Origin of the sequence: Micromonospora sediminicola, assembly GCF_900089585.1 — a bacterium.
GTDB lineage: Bacteria > Actinomycetota > Actinomycetes > Mycobacteriales > Micromonosporaceae > Micromonospora > Micromonospora sediminicola.
Map to the genome: position 1 here is coordinate 1,537,436 of NZ_FLRH01000003.1, position 17,607 is coordinate 1,555,042.

At 76.3% G+C, this 17,607-nt stretch carries 14 protein-coding genes; 7 read left to right on the forward strand and 7 right to left on the reverse strand.

The annotated features are described in order from the left end of the window. Positions 1-16 precede the first annotated feature (16 nt). From GA0070622_RS07850 to GA0070622_RS07860, 3 genes are all read left to right on the forward strand, one after another. Positions 17-3,505 carry an SCO7613 C-terminal domain-containing membrane protein gene (locus tag GA0070622_RS07850; RefSeq protein WP_091571030.1) on the forward strand — a complete coding sequence of 1,163 codons (3,489 nt, stop codon included), beginning with the start codon at positions 17-19 and terminating at the stop codon, positions 3,503-3,505. Between the two features lie 141 nt (positions 3,506-3,646). Further along, positions 3,647-4,699: a fatty acid desaturase family protein gene (locus tag GA0070622_RS07855; protein WP_091571034.1), complete on the forward strand. Its 1,053-nt coding sequence runs from the start codon at positions 3,647-3,649 to the stop codon at positions 4,697-4,699. Positions 4,700-4,903: 204 nt separating this feature from the next. Continuing rightward, a complete protein-coding gene (locus GA0070622_RS07860) occupies positions 4,904-6,055 on the forward strand; it encodes an FHA domain-containing protein (RefSeq protein WP_091571044.1) in 1,152 nt (383 codons plus the stop codon). A gap of 60 nt (positions 6,056-6,115) precedes the next feature. Here GA0070622_RS07860 and rocD read toward each other — a convergent pair whose 3' ends face one another. From rocD to GA0070622_RS07880, 4 genes are all read right to left on the reverse strand, one after another. Beyond that, the gene (gene rocD, locus GA0070622_RS07865) at positions 6,116-7,330 is read right to left on the reverse strand and encodes an ornithine--oxo-acid transaminase (RefSeq protein ID WP_176710536.1); all 1,215 of its coding nucleotides are present in this window, start codon (positions 7,328-7,330) and stop codon (positions 6,116-6,118) included. Further along, the gene (gene ddaH / locus GA0070622_RS07870) at positions 7,330-8,145 is read right to left on the reverse strand and encodes a dimethylargininase (protein ID WP_172968071.1); all 816 of its coding nucleotides are present in this window, start codon (positions 8,143-8,145) and stop codon (positions 7,330-7,332) included. The genes rocD and ddaH overlap by 1 nt, the downstream gene beginning before the upstream one ends. Positions 8,146-8,453: 308 nt before the next feature. Beyond that, positions 8,454-9,215 (reverse strand): DMT family transporter, encoded by a 762-nt coding sequence (locus GA0070622_RS07875; RefSeq protein ID WP_245666147.1) that lies wholly within the window; start codon positions 9,213-9,215, stop codon positions 8,454-8,456. Positions 9,216-9,361: 146 nt separating this feature from the next. Then, positions 9,362-10,093, reverse strand: coding sequence for a cellulose binding domain-containing protein (locus GA0070622_RS07880; protein WP_091571056.1), 732 nt, complete (start codon positions 10,091-10,093; stop codon positions 9,362-9,364). A 290-nt stretch (positions 10,094-10,383) separates the two neighbouring features. Between GA0070622_RS07880 and GA0070622_RS07885 the strand changes: the two genes are divergently transcribed. Next, positions 10,384-11,193 carry an Fpg/Nei family DNA glycosylase gene (locus tag GA0070622_RS07885; protein ID WP_091576994.1) on the forward strand — a complete coding sequence of 270 codons (810 nt, stop codon included), beginning with the start codon at positions 10,384-10,386 and terminating at the stop codon, positions 11,191-11,193. 1 nt (position 11,194) lies between these two features. Here GA0070622_RS07885 and GA0070622_RS07890 read toward each other — a convergent pair whose 3' ends face one another. From GA0070622_RS07890 to GA0070622_RS07900, 3 genes are all read right to left on the reverse strand, one after another. Further along, complete coding sequence (locus tag GA0070622_RS07890) at positions 11,195-12,067, reverse strand: aminoglycoside phosphotransferase family protein (RefSeq protein ID WP_091576996.1); 873 nt, start codon at positions 12,065-12,067, stop codon at positions 11,195-11,197. A gap of 105 nt (positions 12,068-12,172) precedes the next feature. Next, positions 12,173-13,552, reverse strand: a complete 1,380-nt coding sequence (locus GA0070622_RS07895) for an FAD-dependent oxidoreductase (RefSeq protein WP_091576999.1) — start codon at positions 13,550-13,552, stop codon at positions 12,173-12,175. Positions 13,553-13,593: 41 nt separating this feature from the next. Beyond that, positions 13,594-14,742, reverse strand: coding sequence for a carboxylate-amine ligase (locus GA0070622_RS07900; RefSeq protein WP_091577001.1), 1,149 nt, complete (start codon positions 14,740-14,742; stop codon positions 13,594-13,596). 193 nt (positions 14,743-14,935) lie between these two features. On the opposite strand from GA0070622_RS07900, the gene GA0070622_RS07905 reads away from it, so the two are divergent. From GA0070622_RS07905 to GA0070622_RS07915, 3 genes are all read left to right on the forward strand, one after another. Further along, a complete protein-coding gene (locus GA0070622_RS07905) occupies positions 14,936-15,211 on the forward strand; it encodes a DUF6412 domain-containing protein (protein ID WP_091577004.1) in 276 nt (91 codons plus the stop codon). A gap of 141 nt (positions 15,212-15,352) precedes the next feature. Further along, positions 15,353-16,096 carry a YidC/Oxa1 family membrane protein insertase gene (locus tag GA0070622_RS07910; RefSeq protein ID WP_091571059.1) on the forward strand — a complete coding sequence of 248 codons (744 nt, stop codon included), beginning with the start codon at positions 15,353-15,355 and terminating at the stop codon, positions 16,094-16,096. A 77-nt stretch (positions 16,097-16,173) separates the two neighbouring features. Then, a complete protein-coding gene (locus GA0070622_RS07915; protein WP_091571064.1) occupies positions 16,174-17,598 on the forward strand; it encodes a carbohydrate-binding protein in 1,425 nt (474 codons plus the stop codon). The last annotated feature ends 9 nt before the right edge of the window (positions 17,599-17,607 follow it).

The window sequence follows — 17,607 nt, forward strand, 5'->3', positions numbered from 1 at the left end:
CGACGAAGCTGGCGGGGTGGAGAACACCGGCTACCCCTGTCCCGGTTGCGGCGCCCCGGCCGACCTCGTCGCCGGATGCCGCGGCTGCGGCCGCCCGCCCTACCCGCCCGCCGCCGAGGTGGTCCGGCTGGACCGGGAGATCGCCGCGCTGACCCCGCGGGTCGAGGCGGCCCGGGCCGCGTACCAGGATCTCGCCGGCCGGCTCTCCACGGTCCGTCAGACCAGGGCGGCGCTGGCCGCCCGGATCCGCCTGGAGATCCCCGCGCCGCGTCCGGTCGCCGCGCCGGCGCCGGCCGTCGCCGGACCGCCGCCGGTACGACCGCTGCCGCCCGTCGCGCCGGCCCGCCCCGGCGGCGCGGAGACCTCCACCCGGGCCGTGCAGAGCCTGCTCTTCGTCCTGGGTGGACTGTTGCTCGGCACCGCCGCGGTGGTCTTCACCGCGGTCGCGTGGGCCGCGTTCGGGGTGGCGGGTCGGGCGCTGATCCTGCTCGCGGTCACCGTGGTCGCCCTCGCCGCGCCGCTGGTGGCCCGGGCACGCGGGCTGCGCGGCACCGCCGAGACGATCGCCGCGGTGGGTCTGCTCCTGGTGCTCCTGGACGGGTACGCCGCCTGGTCGGTGAACCTGTTCGGGGTGGCCGGCTGGCCGGGCAGCCGGTACGCCGCGCTGGTGGCGGCGGCCGGTGCGCTGGTGGCCGCCGGGTACGGGCGGCTCAGCCGCCTCACCGGGCCGTGGTTCGCGGCGTGGCTGGCCGCGCAGCCGGTGCTGCCGCTGGCCGTGGCGGCGGCCCGGCCGGGCGCGGCGGGTTGGGCGCTGGTGCTGACCGCGCTGGCGCTGGGCGACCTCGTGGTGGTGGTCGCCCTGCGTCGCCGGGCCCGCGCCGGTGGGGGACCGGCCGCCGGGGCGGTGCCGGCCGGCGAGGTGCTCGGCTGGGTCGGGCACGGCGCGGCGTTGGCCCTGGCGGCCGGCTGCGCGCTGGTGCCGCTGGCCCTCGGCCGGGCGGCCGGCACGCCGCTGCTGGCCGGCGGCCCGCTGCTGGTGGTCGCGCTGGCCCTGCTCGCCGGTGCGGTCGCGGCCGGCGGGCGGCTCTGGCGGGCGGTGGCCGCCGGCCTGCTGGTGCCGGTGCTCGCGGCCGCGCTGCTGCGGCCGGTGGCCGAGCTGCGTCCCGGGATGCTGTTGCTCGCGGCCGGGCTCGCGGTGGCGGTACTGGCCGGAGCGGTCCGGGCGTTGCCGGCGGGACTGCGGACCGGCCCTCGGGTGGGCGCGCTCGCGGTGACCGCCGGGCTGGGCCAGGTCACCGTCGTGCTCACCGGGCTGGTGGCCGCCGCGAGCGCGGCCGTCGCCCTCCCGGCCTGGCAGGGCGGCCGGACCGCGCCGGCCCCGTCCTGGGGCTGGCAGCTGCCGCCGGCCTTGCTGCTCACCGCCGGCGCGGTCGCGCTGCTGACGCCCCGGGCCGCCCGGCCGCTGGTGGGGGCGGTCGCCGCCGGGCTGACCGCGCTGGCCGTGCCGGCCGTGGCCGCGACGCCGTGGCCGCTGGTGCTGGTGGTCGACCTGGTGGCGGCCGCCGCGCTGCTGCTGGCCGCCGTGGCCCGCCCGCGCCCGGGCCGGGTCGTCGTCCCCGTCGCCGCGTCGACCGGCGCGGTGCTGCTCGGGCACGCGCTGCTGGTGGGCTGCGCCGCGCCGGCCGGGGCGGGCGCGGTGCTCGCCGTCTCGGCCGCGCTCGGCGTGACGGTGGCCGCGCTCGGCCGGCGCGGGCGGGGCGCGCAGCCGGTCGTCGCCGGCGTCGCGTTGGCCGTGGCGCTGGTCGCCGTACCGGCCGGGGTGGTCGTCGGGCTGCTCGGCCTGGGCGCGCCGCCCTGGTGGCAGCTGCGGGGCGGGACCGCCGCCGTCGTGGTGCCGGTGCTCGCCGTCCTGGCGGCCCGCCGCACCTGGCCCGACCTGAGCGGGTACGCCTCGGCGGGGCTGGCCGTGACGCTCGCCGCGGTCGGTCTCGGGCCGCTGGTCGGGGCGGGCGCGGAGCCGGTGGGGCTCTACGCCGTGGCGGGTGCGCTGCTGGCGTTGGCCGCCGGTGGCGGGGCCCGGCCGGCACCCGCCCCCCGCACGGTGGGCTTCGCGCTGGCCGGGCTCGCGCTGCTGGTCGCCGCGCCGGTGGCGCTGGCCGTGCTGGTGGACCTGCCGGTCCGACCCTGGTCCGGGGTGCCTGCCGCCACGGCGGCGCCGGCGCAGGCGGCCCGGGCCGGGCTGGCGCTGCTGCTCCTGGGTGTCGCCGCGGCGGGGTACACCCGGGTCGCGTCGCCGGGCGGACGCCGGCGGCTGCCGGCGCTGGCCGCGTCGCCGTTCGGCGCGGTGGCCCTGCCGGTGCTGCTGTCGGCGGCGGGGGCGCCATGGCCGGTGGTGCCGGCGCTGGCGTTCGGGACCGGGCTCGGCGCGCTGCTGGTCGCCGCGTCGACCGGCCCGCGTCCGGCGCTGCCGGCGGTGCTGACGCCACTGGGGACGGTCCTGGTGGCGACCGGCTTCGGTGGCCTGCTGGCCACCCGCGCCGGGACGCTCGCCGGGCTGGGCGCGCTGGTGGTGTCCGGCGCCGTGGTCGGGGTGACGGGGCGCCCGGTCGCGGTCCGGCTCGCCGGCTGGCTGGGCGCGGTCGCCTCGGCCACCGGCTTCGCGCTCACCGCGTCGCTCGCGGCCGGGCTGCCGCCGCGTACCGCCGGGTTCGCGGTCCTGGCCGTCGCGGCGGTGACCCTGCACGCGGTGCCATCGCTGCGCGGCGGCGCGTTCGGGGTGCCTGCGGGCGGTGCGGGTGGCCGGCCGGGGGAGCGGGCCGCCTCGCCCGGCGGGGTGGCTCGGGCCGGTGCGCCGGCGCTGGAGGCGGCGGCCCAGGCGGTGGCGCTGCTCGCGCTGCTGCTCACCGTCGGCACGCTGCGCCACGCGGCGGCGGTGTGCGTGCTGTGGGGGGCGGTCGTCGGGCTGCGGGTGCTGCGTGGGGGCGAGACGCCGGCCGGGCGGCGGGCGCTGGCGGGCGGCGCGACCGCAAGTGAACTGTTCGGCGGCTGGCTGCTGCTCGGCGCCGGCGGGGTGACGGTGCTGGAGGCGTACACCGTGCCGGCGGCGGTGCTCGCGCTCGCCGCCGGCCTGGTGGCGCTGCGGCACCGGCCGGGGCTGACCAGTTGGCTGGCGCTCGGCCCGGGACTCGGCGCGGCGTTGCTGCCCAGCCTCGTCTCGGTGCTGGCGTCCGGGGAGCCGCAGCCGTGGCGACGCCTGGCGCTCGGGGTGGTGGCGCTCGGTGTCGTGCTCGGCGGGGCGGTCCGGCGCTGGCAGGCCCCGGTCGTGCTGGGCGCGGCCACGCTGGTGCCGTTGGCGCTGCACGAGCTGGCCCGGGGCTGGGATCTGCTGCCCCGCTGGATCTTCCTCGGCCTGGGTGGCGTGCTGCTGATCGCCCTGGCCGCCACCTACGAGCGCCGCCGCCGCGACCTGGCCCGCCTGCGCACCCTGGTCGGCCGCCTGACCTGACCCCCCGACGGGACGGGTGGGGGTAGCACCACCGGGGATCGGGGGGTGTGCGGGATTAACTCTGGGTGTTCGGGTCGGGAGGATTGGTGACGGAGAGTCGCGCGGCGTGCGCGGCTCGCGGCACCGGGGGGCGATACACGCATGAGCACTTCGACGGCGGTGGCACCGGGCACCCGGCGGGGCAGCGACTACGCGCGCCTGTCCCGCCGGGTCGCCGAGGCGGGTCTGTTCCACCGGCGGCCCGGCCGGTACGCCGTCCGCATCGTCCTCACCCTGGGCGCCTTCCTGGCCGGCTGGGCGCTGGTGGCGGCGGTCGGGGACTCCTGGTGGCAGCCGGCGCTGGCGGTCGGGATGGCGGTGGCCACCACCCAGGTGGCGTTCCTCGGCCACGACGCGGGGCACCGGCAGATGTTCCGCCGGCGCGGCCCGAGCGAGGTGGCCGGCCTGGTCGCCGGCAACCTGGCGGTCGGGCTCAGCTACGGCTGGTGGGTGGACAAGCACAACCGGCACCACGCCAACCCGAACCACACCGACGAGGACCCGGACGTGGGCGCCGGCGCGCTGGTCTGGACGCACGAGCAGGCGCGGGCCACCCGGGGCCTGGGCCGGTGGATGGCCCGCCGGCAGGCGTGGCTGTTCTTCCCGCTGCTGCTGCTGGAAGGGTTGGCGCTGCACGTGGCGAGCGTCCGGGCGCTGACCGGCCGGGAGCCGGACGGCCGGTGGCGCGTCCCGGTGCGGCACCGGGCGGTGGAGGGGCTGCTGCTGGCGGCGCACGGCGTCGGTTACGTCGGCCTGCTCCTGGCGGCGATGTCCCCGGGCAAGGCGCTGGTCTTCGCCGCCGTGCACCAGGGGCTGTGGGGCCTCTACATGGGGTGCGCGTTCGCCCCCAACCACAAGGGCATGCCGATGCCGACCGCCGAGGACGACCTCGACTACCTGCGCAAGCAGGTGCTCACGTCCCGCAACGTGCGCGGTGGCCGCGTCGTCGACCTGGCGCTGGGCGGCCTGAACTACCAGATCGAGCACCACCTGTTCCCGAACATGCCCCGCGCCAACCTGCGCCGGGCCCGGCCGCTCGTCCGGGCGTACTGCGCCGAGCAGGGCATCCCTTACGCGGAGACCGGACTGATCGAGTCGTACCGGCAGGCGTTGGCGCACCTGCACGACGCGGGCCGCCCACTGCGGGCGGGCTGAGTCGGGGGGAGACACGGCAGGGGGCGTCGGGGGGACGTCCCCTGCCGTGGCGTGCGCCCCTTCCGGGCGGGCGGCACCGGGCCGCCGTCGGGAGCGGCCGGTAGGGTCGTCGCCAGGTGGAGGGCGCGCCCCGGTGGTGGCGCGCGGCCCAACGGGGCGGATCGCCCCGGGCGGGTCAGGCGACGACATCGTGCGGAGCGCGGCATGAGATTCGAGATCAGCAAGGTGCTGGACGCCATCGAGGGGCGGGTCTGCACCGACCCCTCGCTGGCCCGGGCCGTGGTCGACCTGGCCGAGGTCATCCGCTGGCAGAACCTGGACGGTGGCCGGCCGGCCAGCCTGCTGCGGCTCGGCATGGTGATCGACGCCCTGTCCCGGCAGATCGGCGAGGACAGCGTCCCGGTCTACGCGATCGTGCACCGGGCGCTGCTGTCCGACGCGGACCTGACCTCCAACGAGCGGATGGTGGTCCGCCGCTGGGCCGACGACGGCCTGGTGGAGGTGCTCGACCAGCCCGGTGACCGGATGTTGGAGGTGGCCGACCTGCTCGGCCTGCCGGTGCTCACCCGGGCCCGGTTGGACGGGCTCGTCGGCCGCTACCCGTGGCTCGGCCAGGCCGGCCGGGTGCTCGCCCCGGTGCCCGGCGCCGGTGGCCCGGTCTTCATCGCGCACGTCGGCGGCGGCCAGGACCCGACCACGGGCAGCCGCTCGCCGGCCGGGGTCAAGGTGCTCTCCCGGCAGTGGCGCTGCCCCGAGCCGGGGTGCGCCCTGTTCGGCGGCGGCGGGGGTGGCGGCGCGTTCGCCGACCTGGCCGCGGTGGACCGTGCCCCGGCCGAGCAGCCGCCGCCCACGCTGCGCACCGGCGTGCCGACGTGTCCGCGGCACGGCGCCCGACTCTCCGACGGCGGACCGCGTCCGCGCAGCGAGGTGCTGGCGGTGCGGATCGGCGGGCTGGTGCGGCGGCGCTTCGCGCTCACCGAGACCGAGCCGGTGGCGGTCGGGCGGGCGCCGGACGGACCGGGCGGGGTGACGCTCGGCCAGTGGCTCAACGACGAGGCCCGGCGCTGGATCAGCCGCAGCCACGTCCAGTTCGCGCTGGGTCGGGGCGGCGAGGTGGTGGTCACCGACACCAGCACGAACGGCTCCGGCGTACGACCGGGCGGATCCATGGTCGAGACGGAGCGGATCCCGCTGCCGCCGCAGCAGTCCCGGGTGCTGGGCGAGGGCGACCTGATCGAGCTCTACCCGGGCGTGCAGGTCGGCCGTGCCGGCGAGATGGCCAGCGACGCGACCTACACCCCGAACTCGGTGATGGCCGAGGCGCCGACCATGGCGATGCGGCTGCCGCGCCCCTGACCGGCGAAAACGCGAGGGCGCCGGGACCGTCGCGGTCCCGGCGCCCTGTCGCGTACGGCGTCAGCCGGCCAGCACGGCGGCGAGCTGCGCCACCGCGTGGTCGATCTCGTCCTCGGTGATCACCAGCGGCGGGGCGAGCCGGATGGTCGAGCCGTGGGTGTCCTTGGCCAGCACCCCCCGCTCCATCAGCCGCTCGCAGGCCTCCCGGCCGCTCATCAGCGCCGGGTCGATGTCGACGCCGGCCCAGAGGCCGCGGACGCGCACGGCGACGAGGCCCTTGCCGAGCAGCGCCTCCAGACCGGTCCGCAGCCGCTCGCCCAGCTCGGCCGAGCGCCGCTGGAACTCGCCGGTGGCGAGCAGGCGGACCACCTCGGTGGCGACCGCGCAGGCCAGCGGGTTGCCGCCGAACGTGGAGCCGTGCTGGCCCGGCTTGAGCACGCCGAGCACGTCGGCGTTCGCGGCCACCGCGGAGACCGGCACGATGCCGCCGCCGAGCGCCTTGCCCAGCAGGTACATGTCCGGGACGACGCCCTCGTGCTCGCAGGCGAAGGTGTGGCCGGTGCGGCCCAGGCCGGACTGGATCTCGTCGGCGATGAAGAGCACGTTCCGGTCGGTGCAGAGCTGGCGCACACCCGGCAGGTAACCCTCCGGCGGCACCACGACGCCCTGCTCGCCCTGGATCGGCTCCAGCAGCACGGCCACCGTGTTCTCGTCGATCGCCGCGGTGAGCGCGTCCAGGTCGCCGTAGGGGACCACGGTGAAGCCCGGCGTGTACGGCCCGAAGTCGGCCCGCGCGTCCTCGTCGGTGGAGAAGCTGACGATGGTGGTGGTGCGGCCGTGGAAGTTGCCCTCCGCCACCACGATGTTGGCCTGGCCCGGGGCCACGCCCTTGACCTGGTAGCCCCACTTGCGGGCGACCTTGATGCCGGTCTCCACCGCCTCGGCGCCGGTGTTCATCGGCAGCACCAGATCCTTGCCGCAGAGCGCGGCGAGTTCCCGGCAGAAGTCGGCGAACTGGTCGTGGATGAACGCCCGGCTGGTCAGCGTGAGCCGGTCGAGCTGCGCGTGCGCGGCCTCGATCAGCTTCGGGTGCCGGTGGCCGAAGTTCAGCGCGGAGTAGCCGGCCAGGCAGTCCAGGTAGCGGCGGCCGTCCACGTCGGTCAGCCAGGCGCCCTCGGCCGACGAGATCACCACGGGCAGCGGGTGGTAGTTGTGCGCCGTGTGACGCTCCGCGTCCCGGACCGCGGACGGAGTCCGCAGCATGTCGTCGATGATCACTTGCTCGCCTTTCCCTGACGGAGTCGCAACGTGCAGCACTTCGGTCCGCCGCCGGCCTTGCGCAGCTCGGACAGGTCGATCCCGATGGTCTCGTAGCCCCGGTCGCGCAGCTTCGCGGCCAGGTCGGTGGCCTGCGCGGGCAGCACCACGTGCCGGCCGTCGCTGACCGCGTTCAGGCCCAGCACCTCGGCGTCGGCCATGGTGGCGTGGATCGCGTCCGGGAAGAGCCGGCGCAGCACCGCCCGGCTGCCCGGGGAGAACGCCTCCGGCAGGTACGCCACGGTCCGCTCGTCGAGCACGGTGAGCGCGGTGTCCAGGTGGTAGAAGCGCGGGTCCACCAGCTGCATGGTGATCACCGGATAGCCGAAGACCTCCTGGAGCTGCGCGTGCGAGGCGTGCGCGGTGCGGAACCCGGTGCCGGCGAGCAGGTGGTCGCCGACCAGCAGGACGTCGCCCTCGCCCTCGTTGACGTGCTTCGGGTCGTACATCTCGAAGCCGGCGGCCTCGAACCAGGCCCGGTAGGCAGGCGCCTCGTCGGCGCGCTGCGGGTCGCGGAACTGCACCGCCATCGCCCTGTCGTCGATCACGGTGCCGCCGTTGGCGGCGAAGACCATGTCCGGCAGCCCGGCGACCGGGTCGATCAGCTCGACGTCGTGACCCAGGTCGAGGTAGGTCCGGCGGAGCTGCTCCCACTGCCGGATCGCCAGGTCGGCGTCGACCGGGGCGGTCGGGTCCATCCACGGGTTGATCGCGTAGTCGACGGCGAAGTACGTCGGCCGGCACATGAGGAAGCGCTGGCGGGTGGCGTCCATCGTCATGTCGTGCTCCCAGGGTCGGGCGCGCCCGGCCACGGTCGGCCCACGGGCTGGCGCCGTGGTCCAACGTTATGCGCCCCGGTACGACGACATCCACCGCGATAACGTGCGTCGAGCAGCGGATCGTTGCGTCTGGACCGCTCGGCACGACGGAACGTTGCGTCGACAGCTCACGCTGGCCGCTCGTACCCCGGACACAACTTCGGGGGCGGCGAACCGCCGCCCCCGAAAGAGGTTGTGCCCGGCCGGTGAACCACCGGAGCTGGTCGGGCTGCCGGCGCTGCCGGCGATCGGAAATGTGCCCGTCAGAACCGATCGGCAAACTGTGAGTCGAGCCACTCGCGCAGCCGGCCCACCCACTCGCCGTCGGTCGTCGGCCAGTCGAACTGGCCGGTCATCGCCACGACGCCGAGCACCACGGCGGCGATGCCGACCGCCACGCCGATCAGCGCGTCGGTCTTCCCGGCCACGTGCCGGCGCCGGGTGGCGATCAGCCCCAGGACGGCCAGCACCGCGCCGACCGCGCCCAGCCCGATGCCGTAGCCGGCCAGCGTGCCGGAGAGCACGAACAGCGCGCCGACCACGGAGACGATCAGGCCGAGCGTGGCGAGGAGGCTGGCTCGCGGCTTCTTCGTCAGCGCCGGGTCGGGCTCGCGGTCGGGACGGCCGTCGCCGTCGGTGTCGACGGGGCGGGCCACGGGGCCGGCCACGGTCGGGTCGACGGGGCGGTCGGGACGCCCGTCACCGTCCAGGTCGACGGTGCGGTCCCTGGTGGGGTCCGGGTCGACGGGCGTCGCGGTCGGGCCCGACGAGCGTCGGGTCACCGCGCGCGCCGCGGCGGCCCGCTGCGCCGCCCGCCGCTCCGGCTCGCCGGTCCGCTCCGCGACGTCGACCCGGTCGGCGTCCGCGACCCGGTCGGCCTCGGCGGCCCGCTCCGCCTCGGTGGCGGTCGCGCCGCTGCGGTACGTGGTCTGCGTGGCGTCCCGGTCGGTCACCACCGGCCGGTCGGTCGGCGCGTCCGCGGCGGTGTTCCCGTCGCGGGCGTCCACCACGCCGTCGCCGTTCACATCGGTATTCGACGCCGGAGGGTTCCGGCGGGACAGGATCTTCACGATGGCACCTCCTGATCCAGGCGCGGAGGCCGCGCATGACAGGGAAGAGGTACCCAGGCGCGCGGAAATCGACACCCGTCGCCCGCTCCGCGCGCCCCGGGTCACCCGCGGCAGTCCGGCGTGATGGCGCCGGGCGCCGCGCTGGTCGCCACGAGCAGGCCGAACGTCGTCGAGCCGCCCGGGGGCAGCGTCCCGTTCCAGGAGGCGTTGCGGACCGTGACGTCCGGGCCGACGCCCTCCGCGACTCCGCCCCAGACCGACTGGACGCGTTCGTCACCGGACCACCGCCAGGAGGTGAGCCAGCCCGACATCTGCGCGGTCCCGTTGTTGCGCACGGTGACCGTGGCGACGAAGCCGCCGCCCCAGCTGCTGTCGACCGTGGCCGTCGCGGCGCAGAACGACAGGGTCCGCGCCGGCCCGCCGATCACGTACGGATCCCGCACGCCCTTGGTGTCGCCGAACCGGAACCAGTAGGCGGTGCCCGGTGTCAACCCGCCGACGGTCACCGACCCCGAGCGGTCCAGGCCCGTGACGGCCTCGGCCACCGGATCGCGCCACTGCGTGGCGTCCTCGCGGCTGGCGAAGAGGCTGACGAGCAGCGGGGGGTCGTAGCCGCAGGGTGGGCTGAGCACCATCCAGTAGGTGATGGTGAGACTGCTGGTGGTGGCCCCGGTGACCTGGCCGCTGACCGGCAGCGCGGGTGGGCAGGTCAGCGTCGGGGCGGGCGTGGGCGTCGCCGCCGTGGGGGCGGGCGAGCGGAGGGTGCCGGCCGGTGCGGCCAGGCCGGTCAGGGCGAGTGCGGCGGCCAGGGCCGCGCCGAACGTACGAACCATGGGGTTCTCCTGGGACTGCGGGCGCCGGGCCGGGCCGGCGCCGGACGGGAGACGGTCACGGCCCGCGGCGCGATCTCCTCGGCGCGGCCCTGCACCGTGGCGCGACCAGCGGGACGGGTGGGGGAGAGGCTGCCCGGCGCCGGGTGGCGCACCACCCCGCGCGTCCCTCCCCGGATCGAGCGGCTCGCACCGGCTCCCGGGCGCTAACTTGACCAGTCTGGCATTCGACAGTCGTCGATTCAATGACGTCCCGTGGCCGGGTCCGACCCGGCTGGCTAACCTTGGCGGTCGTGCCAGAGGGACACACCATCCACCGCCTCGCCACCCGGCACGCCGAGCTGTTCGCCGGCGACAAGGTGCACGTCGACAGCCCGCAGGGGCGCTTCGCCGAGGGCGCCGCCCGCCTCAGCGGCACCGTCCTCGACGGCACCGAGGCGTACGGCAAGCACCTGCTGCACCACTACGCCGGCGAGCTGACGCTGCACGTGCACCTCGGGCTGTACGGGAAGTTCGCCGACGGGTCGGGGGCGCCACCGCCGGCGGTCGGGCAGGTGCGGCTGCGCCTGCGCAGCGACCGGCACTGGCTGGAACTGCGCGGACCCACCGCCTGCGAGCTGCTCACCCCGCCCGAGGTGGCGGCGCTGCGCGGGCGGCTCGGCCCCGACCCGCTGCGCGCCGACGCCGACCCGGACCGGGCGTACGCGCGGATCCGGCGCAGCCCCACCCCGCTGGCCGCGCTGCTGCTGGACCAGTCCGTGGTGGCCGGCACCGGCCTGATCTTCGTGACCGAGGCGCTGTTCCGCGCCGCCCTGCCGCCGCTGCTGCCGGGACGGGACCTGACGCCGGCCGGTTGGGCGGACCTCTGGGTGGACCTGGTGACCCTGATGACCCGCGCGGTCGAGCGGGGCCGGATCGACACCGTGCGCGACGCGCACCTGCCGGAGGCGACGGGCCGGGCGCCCCGCGTCGACCGGCACGGCGGCGAGGTCTACGTCTACCGCCGTCCCGGCGCGCCCTGCCACGTCTGCGGTACCGAGGTACGCCGGGGCACGCTGGCCGGCCGCAACCTCTACTGGTGCCCCACCTGCCAGGCGGGCTGAGTCACCCCTCGCCCAGCAGCCAGCGGACCGTCTCGACCTGGCCGGGGAAGACCTGGTCGCCGCCGATGCTCCAGGCCAACGTCTGGCCGACCGCCCACCCGCGCACCCGCTCCCGGTCCAGGCCCAGTTCGGCGCTGAGCCGGTCGAGCCGGTGCCGCACCAGCGCCGGGGAGTGACCCAGCTCCGCGCCGCGCACCAGCGGCACCACCGCGAACTCCCGCTCGCCGACCAGCGGCTTCGGGTCGATGACCAGCCACGGCTCGCGGCCGGCGGCCAGCACGTTGCCGGCGTGCAGGTCCTGGTTGACCAGCACCTGCTCGCCCTGGTCCGGCGCCAGCTCGGCCAACAGCCCGAGCGCGGCGTCCAGCAGCCGCCGCTCGTACGGGCGGTTGGCCCGCCGCCAGTTCCCCGGCATCCGCTCCGCCCAGCCGGCCGCCTCCTCGGCGAGCGAGGTGAACGGCGGCCCGGCCGGCACCCCGAGCCGGGGCAGCAGGCCGACCGCGACGTCGAGCGCGGCGTCGACCGGCAGCGTGTGCAGCGGCGTGCCCGGGTCGCACCGCTCGACCAGCAGCGCCCGGCGACCGGCGTCGTGGGCGAGCAGCCGGATCGCGCCCCGACCGGCCCAGTGCGCCAGCGCGGTGGCCTCGTGGACGCTGTCGTCGTCCGGGTACTGGAGCTTCAGCACCGCCCGCGTGCCGTCCGGCAGCTCGGCCGGCAGGGCCAGTGACGCGAACGCGTACGCGAACGGCGGGCCGAGCGTCAGCTCCCACCGCGCGACGCAGTCCGCCAGCCGACCGGGCAGCTCCGCCAGCCAGGCCCGGCCGACCTCGGTCCGTTCGACCCAGCGCAGCCCGTCCGGGATCTCCCACCGCATCCGGCCATCCTGGTCGTGTCCGCCCTCGCGGACAACCCGGGCGACCGCCCGCGCCGCCCGGAACATCGAATGTGCGCAGTTCGACCTGCCCGACAGGTCCGACGCTCACCGGCCGGTGCCGGCCAGGGCGTCGACGGCCTTGCGGGCGGCGATCAGCACCGGGTCCCAGACCGGGGCGTACGGCGGGGCGTAGCCCAGGTCGAGCGCGGTCATCTCGTCCACCGTCATGCCGTTCCAGAGCGCCACGGCGAGCGCGTCGATCCGCTTGGCCGCCTCGGACCGGCCGACGATCTGCGCTCCGAGCAGCCGCCCGCTGGGTCGCTCGGCGATCAGCTTCACGGTCATCTTCTCCGCGCCCGGGTAGTAGCCGGCCCGGTTCGTCGACTCGGCCAGCACGGTGACGAACTCGAAGCCGGCCTTGACCGCGTCCTGCTCGCGCAGCCCGGTGCGCCCGACCTCCAGGTCGCACACCTTCGTCACGGCGGTGCCGATCACGCCGGGGAAGGTGGCGTACCCGCCGCCGATGTTGATCCCGACCACCCGGCCCTGCTTGTTGGCGTGGGTGCCGAGAGGGACGTGCACCGGCATGCCGCTGACCCGGTGCAGGCTCTCCACGCAGTCGCCGGCCGCCCAGACGCCGGGCACGCCGGGCACCCGCATCCGGCGGTCCACCCGGATCGCGCCGGACGGGCCGAGCGGCAGGCCGGCGGCCTCGGCGAGCGCGGTGTTCGGGCGTACGCCCAGACCCAGCACCACGACGTCGGCCGGGATCGGTCCCTCGGTGGTGACCACCGCGGCGATCCGCCCGTCCCGTTCATCCAGGCCGGTGACCTTCATCCCGGTGCGGATGCCGATGCCGGTGCCCCGCATCGCCTCGGCCACCAGCTCGCCCATGTCCGGGTCGACCGTCGACATCGGCTGCGCGGCCTGCTCGACCAGCTGCACCGAGAGCCCGCGCTGCACCAGCGCCTCGGCCATCTCCACGCCGACGTAGCCGCCGCCGACCACCACCGCGTGCCGGGGCCGGGGCTCGCGTTCGAGCCAGTCGAGCAGTGCGGCGCCGTCGTCGAGCGTCTGCACGCCGAAGACGCCGGCCACGTCGTCGCGCGCCCACTCCGGCTGCACCGGTCGGGCGCCGGTGGCGTATACCAGGGTGTCGAAACCGACGCGGACCTCGCGGTCGCCGTCCAGGTCGCGCGCGACCACCTCGCGACGGTCGAGGTCGATGGCGGTGACCTCGTGCCGCATCCGGACGTCGATGTCGAAGTCGTCGCGGAAGGCTTCCGGGGCGCGGGCCACGAGCTGGTCGCGTTCCGGCACCAGGCCGCTGATCCAGTAGGGGATGCGGCAGGCCGAGTAGGACGTGAAGTGACCCCGCTCGAAGGCGACGATCTCCAGGTCCGTGCGGTCACGACGGCGTCGCGCCTGGGAGGCCGCCGACATGCCGGCGGCGTCCCCGCCGACGACGATCATCCGCTCCGCCACGTCGCTCATCCTGTCACGCCGGGCCCCGGCCGGCGGGCAGCTCAGCCACGGGTCTGCCGGGCCACGTCCGCGACCACGTCGACCAGCCGGCCGGTACGCGCGAACACCGCCCGCTGCCGCGCCGCGCCGCTGCCGTGCCGGCGCAGGCCGCCGAGCAGGTCGGTGACCCGCTCGAGGTCGCCGTGCCGCTCCAGTTCCGGGCGGAGCCGGTCGACCAGCCGGTCCAGCAGCTCCCAGGCCGGGCGCAGCTCGCCGTCGGTCAGGTCGACGCCCTCGCCCTCCAGCCCGTCGTGGGCGGCCCGCCAGTGCGCCGCGACCAGCAGGTGGTGGTCGGTGTTGACGGCCGGCCGGCCGGCCGCGATGTCGGTCAGCGCGGTCGCCACGAGCGCCCGGACCAGCGCCGCGACCAGCACCGCGTCGTCCACGGAGGGGCAGACGTCGCCGATCCTGATCTCCACGGTCGGGTACTTCGCGGAGAGCCGGGCGTACCAGTAGAGCATCCCCTCGTCCAGCATCACGCCGCTGGCGATGAGCTGGCGGATCAGGCGCTCGTAGTGCTCGTGCGACTCCAGGAAGGGGGTGGGCGCGACCGACGGCCAGCGTTCCCACTCGACCGAGCGCCAGCTCGCGTAGCCGGTGTCCTCTCCCCGGGAGAACGGGGAGTTGGCGGTGACCGCGTGCAGGATCGGCAGCCAGGGGCGGACGTGGTTGAGCACGTGGACGCCGGTGTCCGGGTCCGGGATGCCGACGTGCACGTGCATGCCGTTGTTGCCGGGGCCGGGCACCAGCAGCCGGAACCGTTCGATCATCCGGTCGAAGCGGGGCTTGTCCACCACCGGCGGCACCGGGCCGTCGACCGGACCGGTGCCGATGGCCAGCAGCCGTACGCCGGCCCGCTCGGCGGCGTCGGCCAGCTCGGTGCGGAGCATCGCCAGCGAGTGCCGGATCGAGGACAGCTCCAGCCCGGGCGGGCTGCCGATCTCGATCTGGCTGGTCTGGAACTCGCGCTCCACCTGCCCCCGCAGCTCGGCCGGCACCTGCTCCATCACCAGGTCGACGGCGGGTACGGCGGCGCCGGTGTGCGGGTCGGCCAGCAGGAACTCCTCCTCGACACCGACCGTCAGCAGGTCCGTTCCGCCCGGCGCGGCGTTCCGTTCCCGCTCCGCCACTGAGCCGCCCATCGTCACCACCGCTTCCTCCGGACCGGCCGCGGCACCGTGCCGCGTGGTCGAGGCCCTGTTACCCACGGTGTCGTCGCCCGGAAACGCACCGGTCGGCGTGTCGGCCCGTTTCGCCCGTTCGGGTGCGGGCTCCGGCGCGGGCCTTCTCGCCGAGCGGGCCGCCGGGCGTGACACGGCCGGCTACGGTGGGCGCGTGGCGGGGATGCCGGCGGTGCTGACGGGGGCGTGGGCCTATGCCCTCACCCTGGTGGCGGACCGGCCGGTCGCGCTGCTCGCCGGTGCGGCGGTGGTCGCCGCGCTGCTGCTGGCCACCCTGCTCGCGCTGCGGGTGCGCGCGCTGCCCGCGCCGCCCGGCACGCGCTGGGCCGCCGCCCTGCGGGCCCGCGCCCGCCGCCGCGGAGTGCCTCGGCAGGTCGACCCGGACGCGCCGGGTCGTCCGCGCCCGCGCGCACCCGGGCTCCGCCCCTCGGCCGCGTAGCCGGGCCCGGGCGGGCAGCCACCCGCGTGACGTCCACCGGTTCCTCCGTCCCGGCTTTCGCGGCCGATTCCGTCGTCGTCCGTCCCGCCGCGGCACGTCGCCGCCCCGGGACACCCGGAATCGTCGCCGAGGGGTCTTCCCATGCTCGCCTTCGCACCGTTGCACGCCGCGGCCTCGGCCGCCGCGGTCGTCGTCACCTGGCTCGCCGACGCGCTCGTCCCGCTCGCCGGCGACGCCGCGACGGCCGCCGCCATCGTCCTGTTCACCGCCGGGATCCGGCTGCTGATCTCGCCGCTCACCGTGGCCCAGGTCCGCGGGGAGCGGCGTCGCGCCGCACTCGCGCCGGAGGTCCGCGATCTCCAGCGCCGGTACGCCGACGACCCCACCCGCCTGCAGAGCGAGCTGTTCGCGCTCTACCGGCGGGCCGGCGCCAGCCCGGTCGCCGGTTGCCTGCCGGCGCTGTTGCAGGCGCCGTTCTTCCTGGTCATGTACCGCCTCTTCGCCACCGGTGACGGCGCGCCGGAACTGCTGGGGGAGCGGTTGGCCGGCGTACCGCTGGGGTGGCACCTCGGCGACGGACTGGCCGGGCCGGTGCCGGTCGTGTTCGGGGTGCTGCTGGCGGTCCTGCTGGCGTTGGCCTGGTGGTCCTCCCGGCGGGCGCGCCGGGCGGCCGCCGCCACCGGCACGGTGGCCGGCGCGCCGGCCGAGGGTCCCGGCGCGGCGGTGCTCGGCCGGCTGGTGCCGCTGCTGCCGTTCGGGACCGTGCTGGTGGCGCTGGTGGTGCCGCTCGCGGCCGTGCTCTACCTGGTCACCACCACCGCGTGGACCGTTGTGGAGCAGGCGGTGCTGCGTCGCCCGGTTCCGGAACCCATCGACAAGCGTTGACAAGTGCGGGGACGGGCGCGTAGAAATCGCTCTCAGAGAGCGCTCTCCGCCCCGTCCCCGCAGAGAGGCACCCCGACATGGACCCGATTCCGGCGGCCCCGGCCGCCCCCACCACCGTGCCCCGGCCACGCCGCCGGCTCGCCCTGGCCGCCGCCGTGCTCGCCGCCACCACCGCGCTCGCCGGCATCTCGATGACCGCGCAGGCGGCCGTGCCGGCCCCACCCTCCGGATGGAGCCTGGTCTGGAGCGACGACTTCACCGGCGCCGCCAACACGCTGCCCTCGTCCGCCAACTGGATCGTCGACACCGGCACCAGCTATCCGGGCGGGCCGGCCAACTGGGGTACCGGCGAGATCCAGACCTACACCTCCAGCACCGCCAACCTGGCCCACGACGGGTCGGGCAACCTGCGCATCACGCCGCTGCGGGACGCCGCCGGCCGCTGGACCTCGGCCCGGATCGAGACGGTACGGGCCAACTTCAAGCCGCCGTCCGGCGGCGTGCTGGCCCTGGAGGGCCGGATCCAGATGCCCAACGTCACCGGCGCGGCGGCGGCCGGCTACTGGCCGGCGTTCTGGGCGCTCGGTTCCCCCTACCGGGGCAACTACCAGAACTGGCCGGGCATCGGCGAGTTCGACGTGATGGAGAACGTCAACGGGATCAACTCGGTCTGGGGCGTGCTGCACTGCGGGGTCGCGCCGGGCGGCCCGTGCGGCGAGTTCAACGGCATCGGCGCGTCCCGGGCCTGCCCCGGCAGCACCTGCCAGTCGGCGTTCCACACCTACCGGTTCGAGTGGGACGCCTCGGTGAGCCCGCAGCAACTGCGCTGGTACGTCGACGGCCAGCTCTTCCACACCGTCGGGCAGAACCAGGTCGGCGAGCCGTACTGGGGGCAGATGACCAACCACGCCGGCTACTTCCTGCTGCTCAACGTGGCCATGGGCGGCGGCTTCCCGGACGGGGTGGCCGGCTCGGCCACGCCGACCGCGGCCACCGTGTCCGGCCGGTCCATGCTCGTCGACTACGTGGCGGTCTACACCCGCGGCGGCGGGGGCAACCCGTCGCCGACCCCGACCACCCCGCCGCCCGGCGGGGTGCGGGACGCCTACGCCACCATCCAGGCCGAGTTGTTCAACGCGCAGAACGGCGTGCAGGTGGAGACGTGCGCCGAGGGCGGCCAGGACATCGGCTGGCTGGCCAACGGTGACTGGGCCCGCTACGACAACGTCGACTTCGGCTCGACCCCGCCGCGCGACTTCGTGGCCCGGGTCGCCTCCGGCGCGGCGGCCGGCGTGAGCGGCCTGGTCGAGGTCCGGGTGGACAGCCCGACCGCGCCGCCGATCGGCAGCTTCGCGGTCGGGAACACCGGTGGCTGGCAGACCTGGCGCTCGGTGCCCGGCAACGTGGGCGCGGTGACCGGGCGGCACACGGTCTACCTGACCTTCAGCAGCGGCCAGCCGTCCGACTTCGTCAACGTCAACTGGTTCACGTTCCGTCGCTGAGGCGGGCGG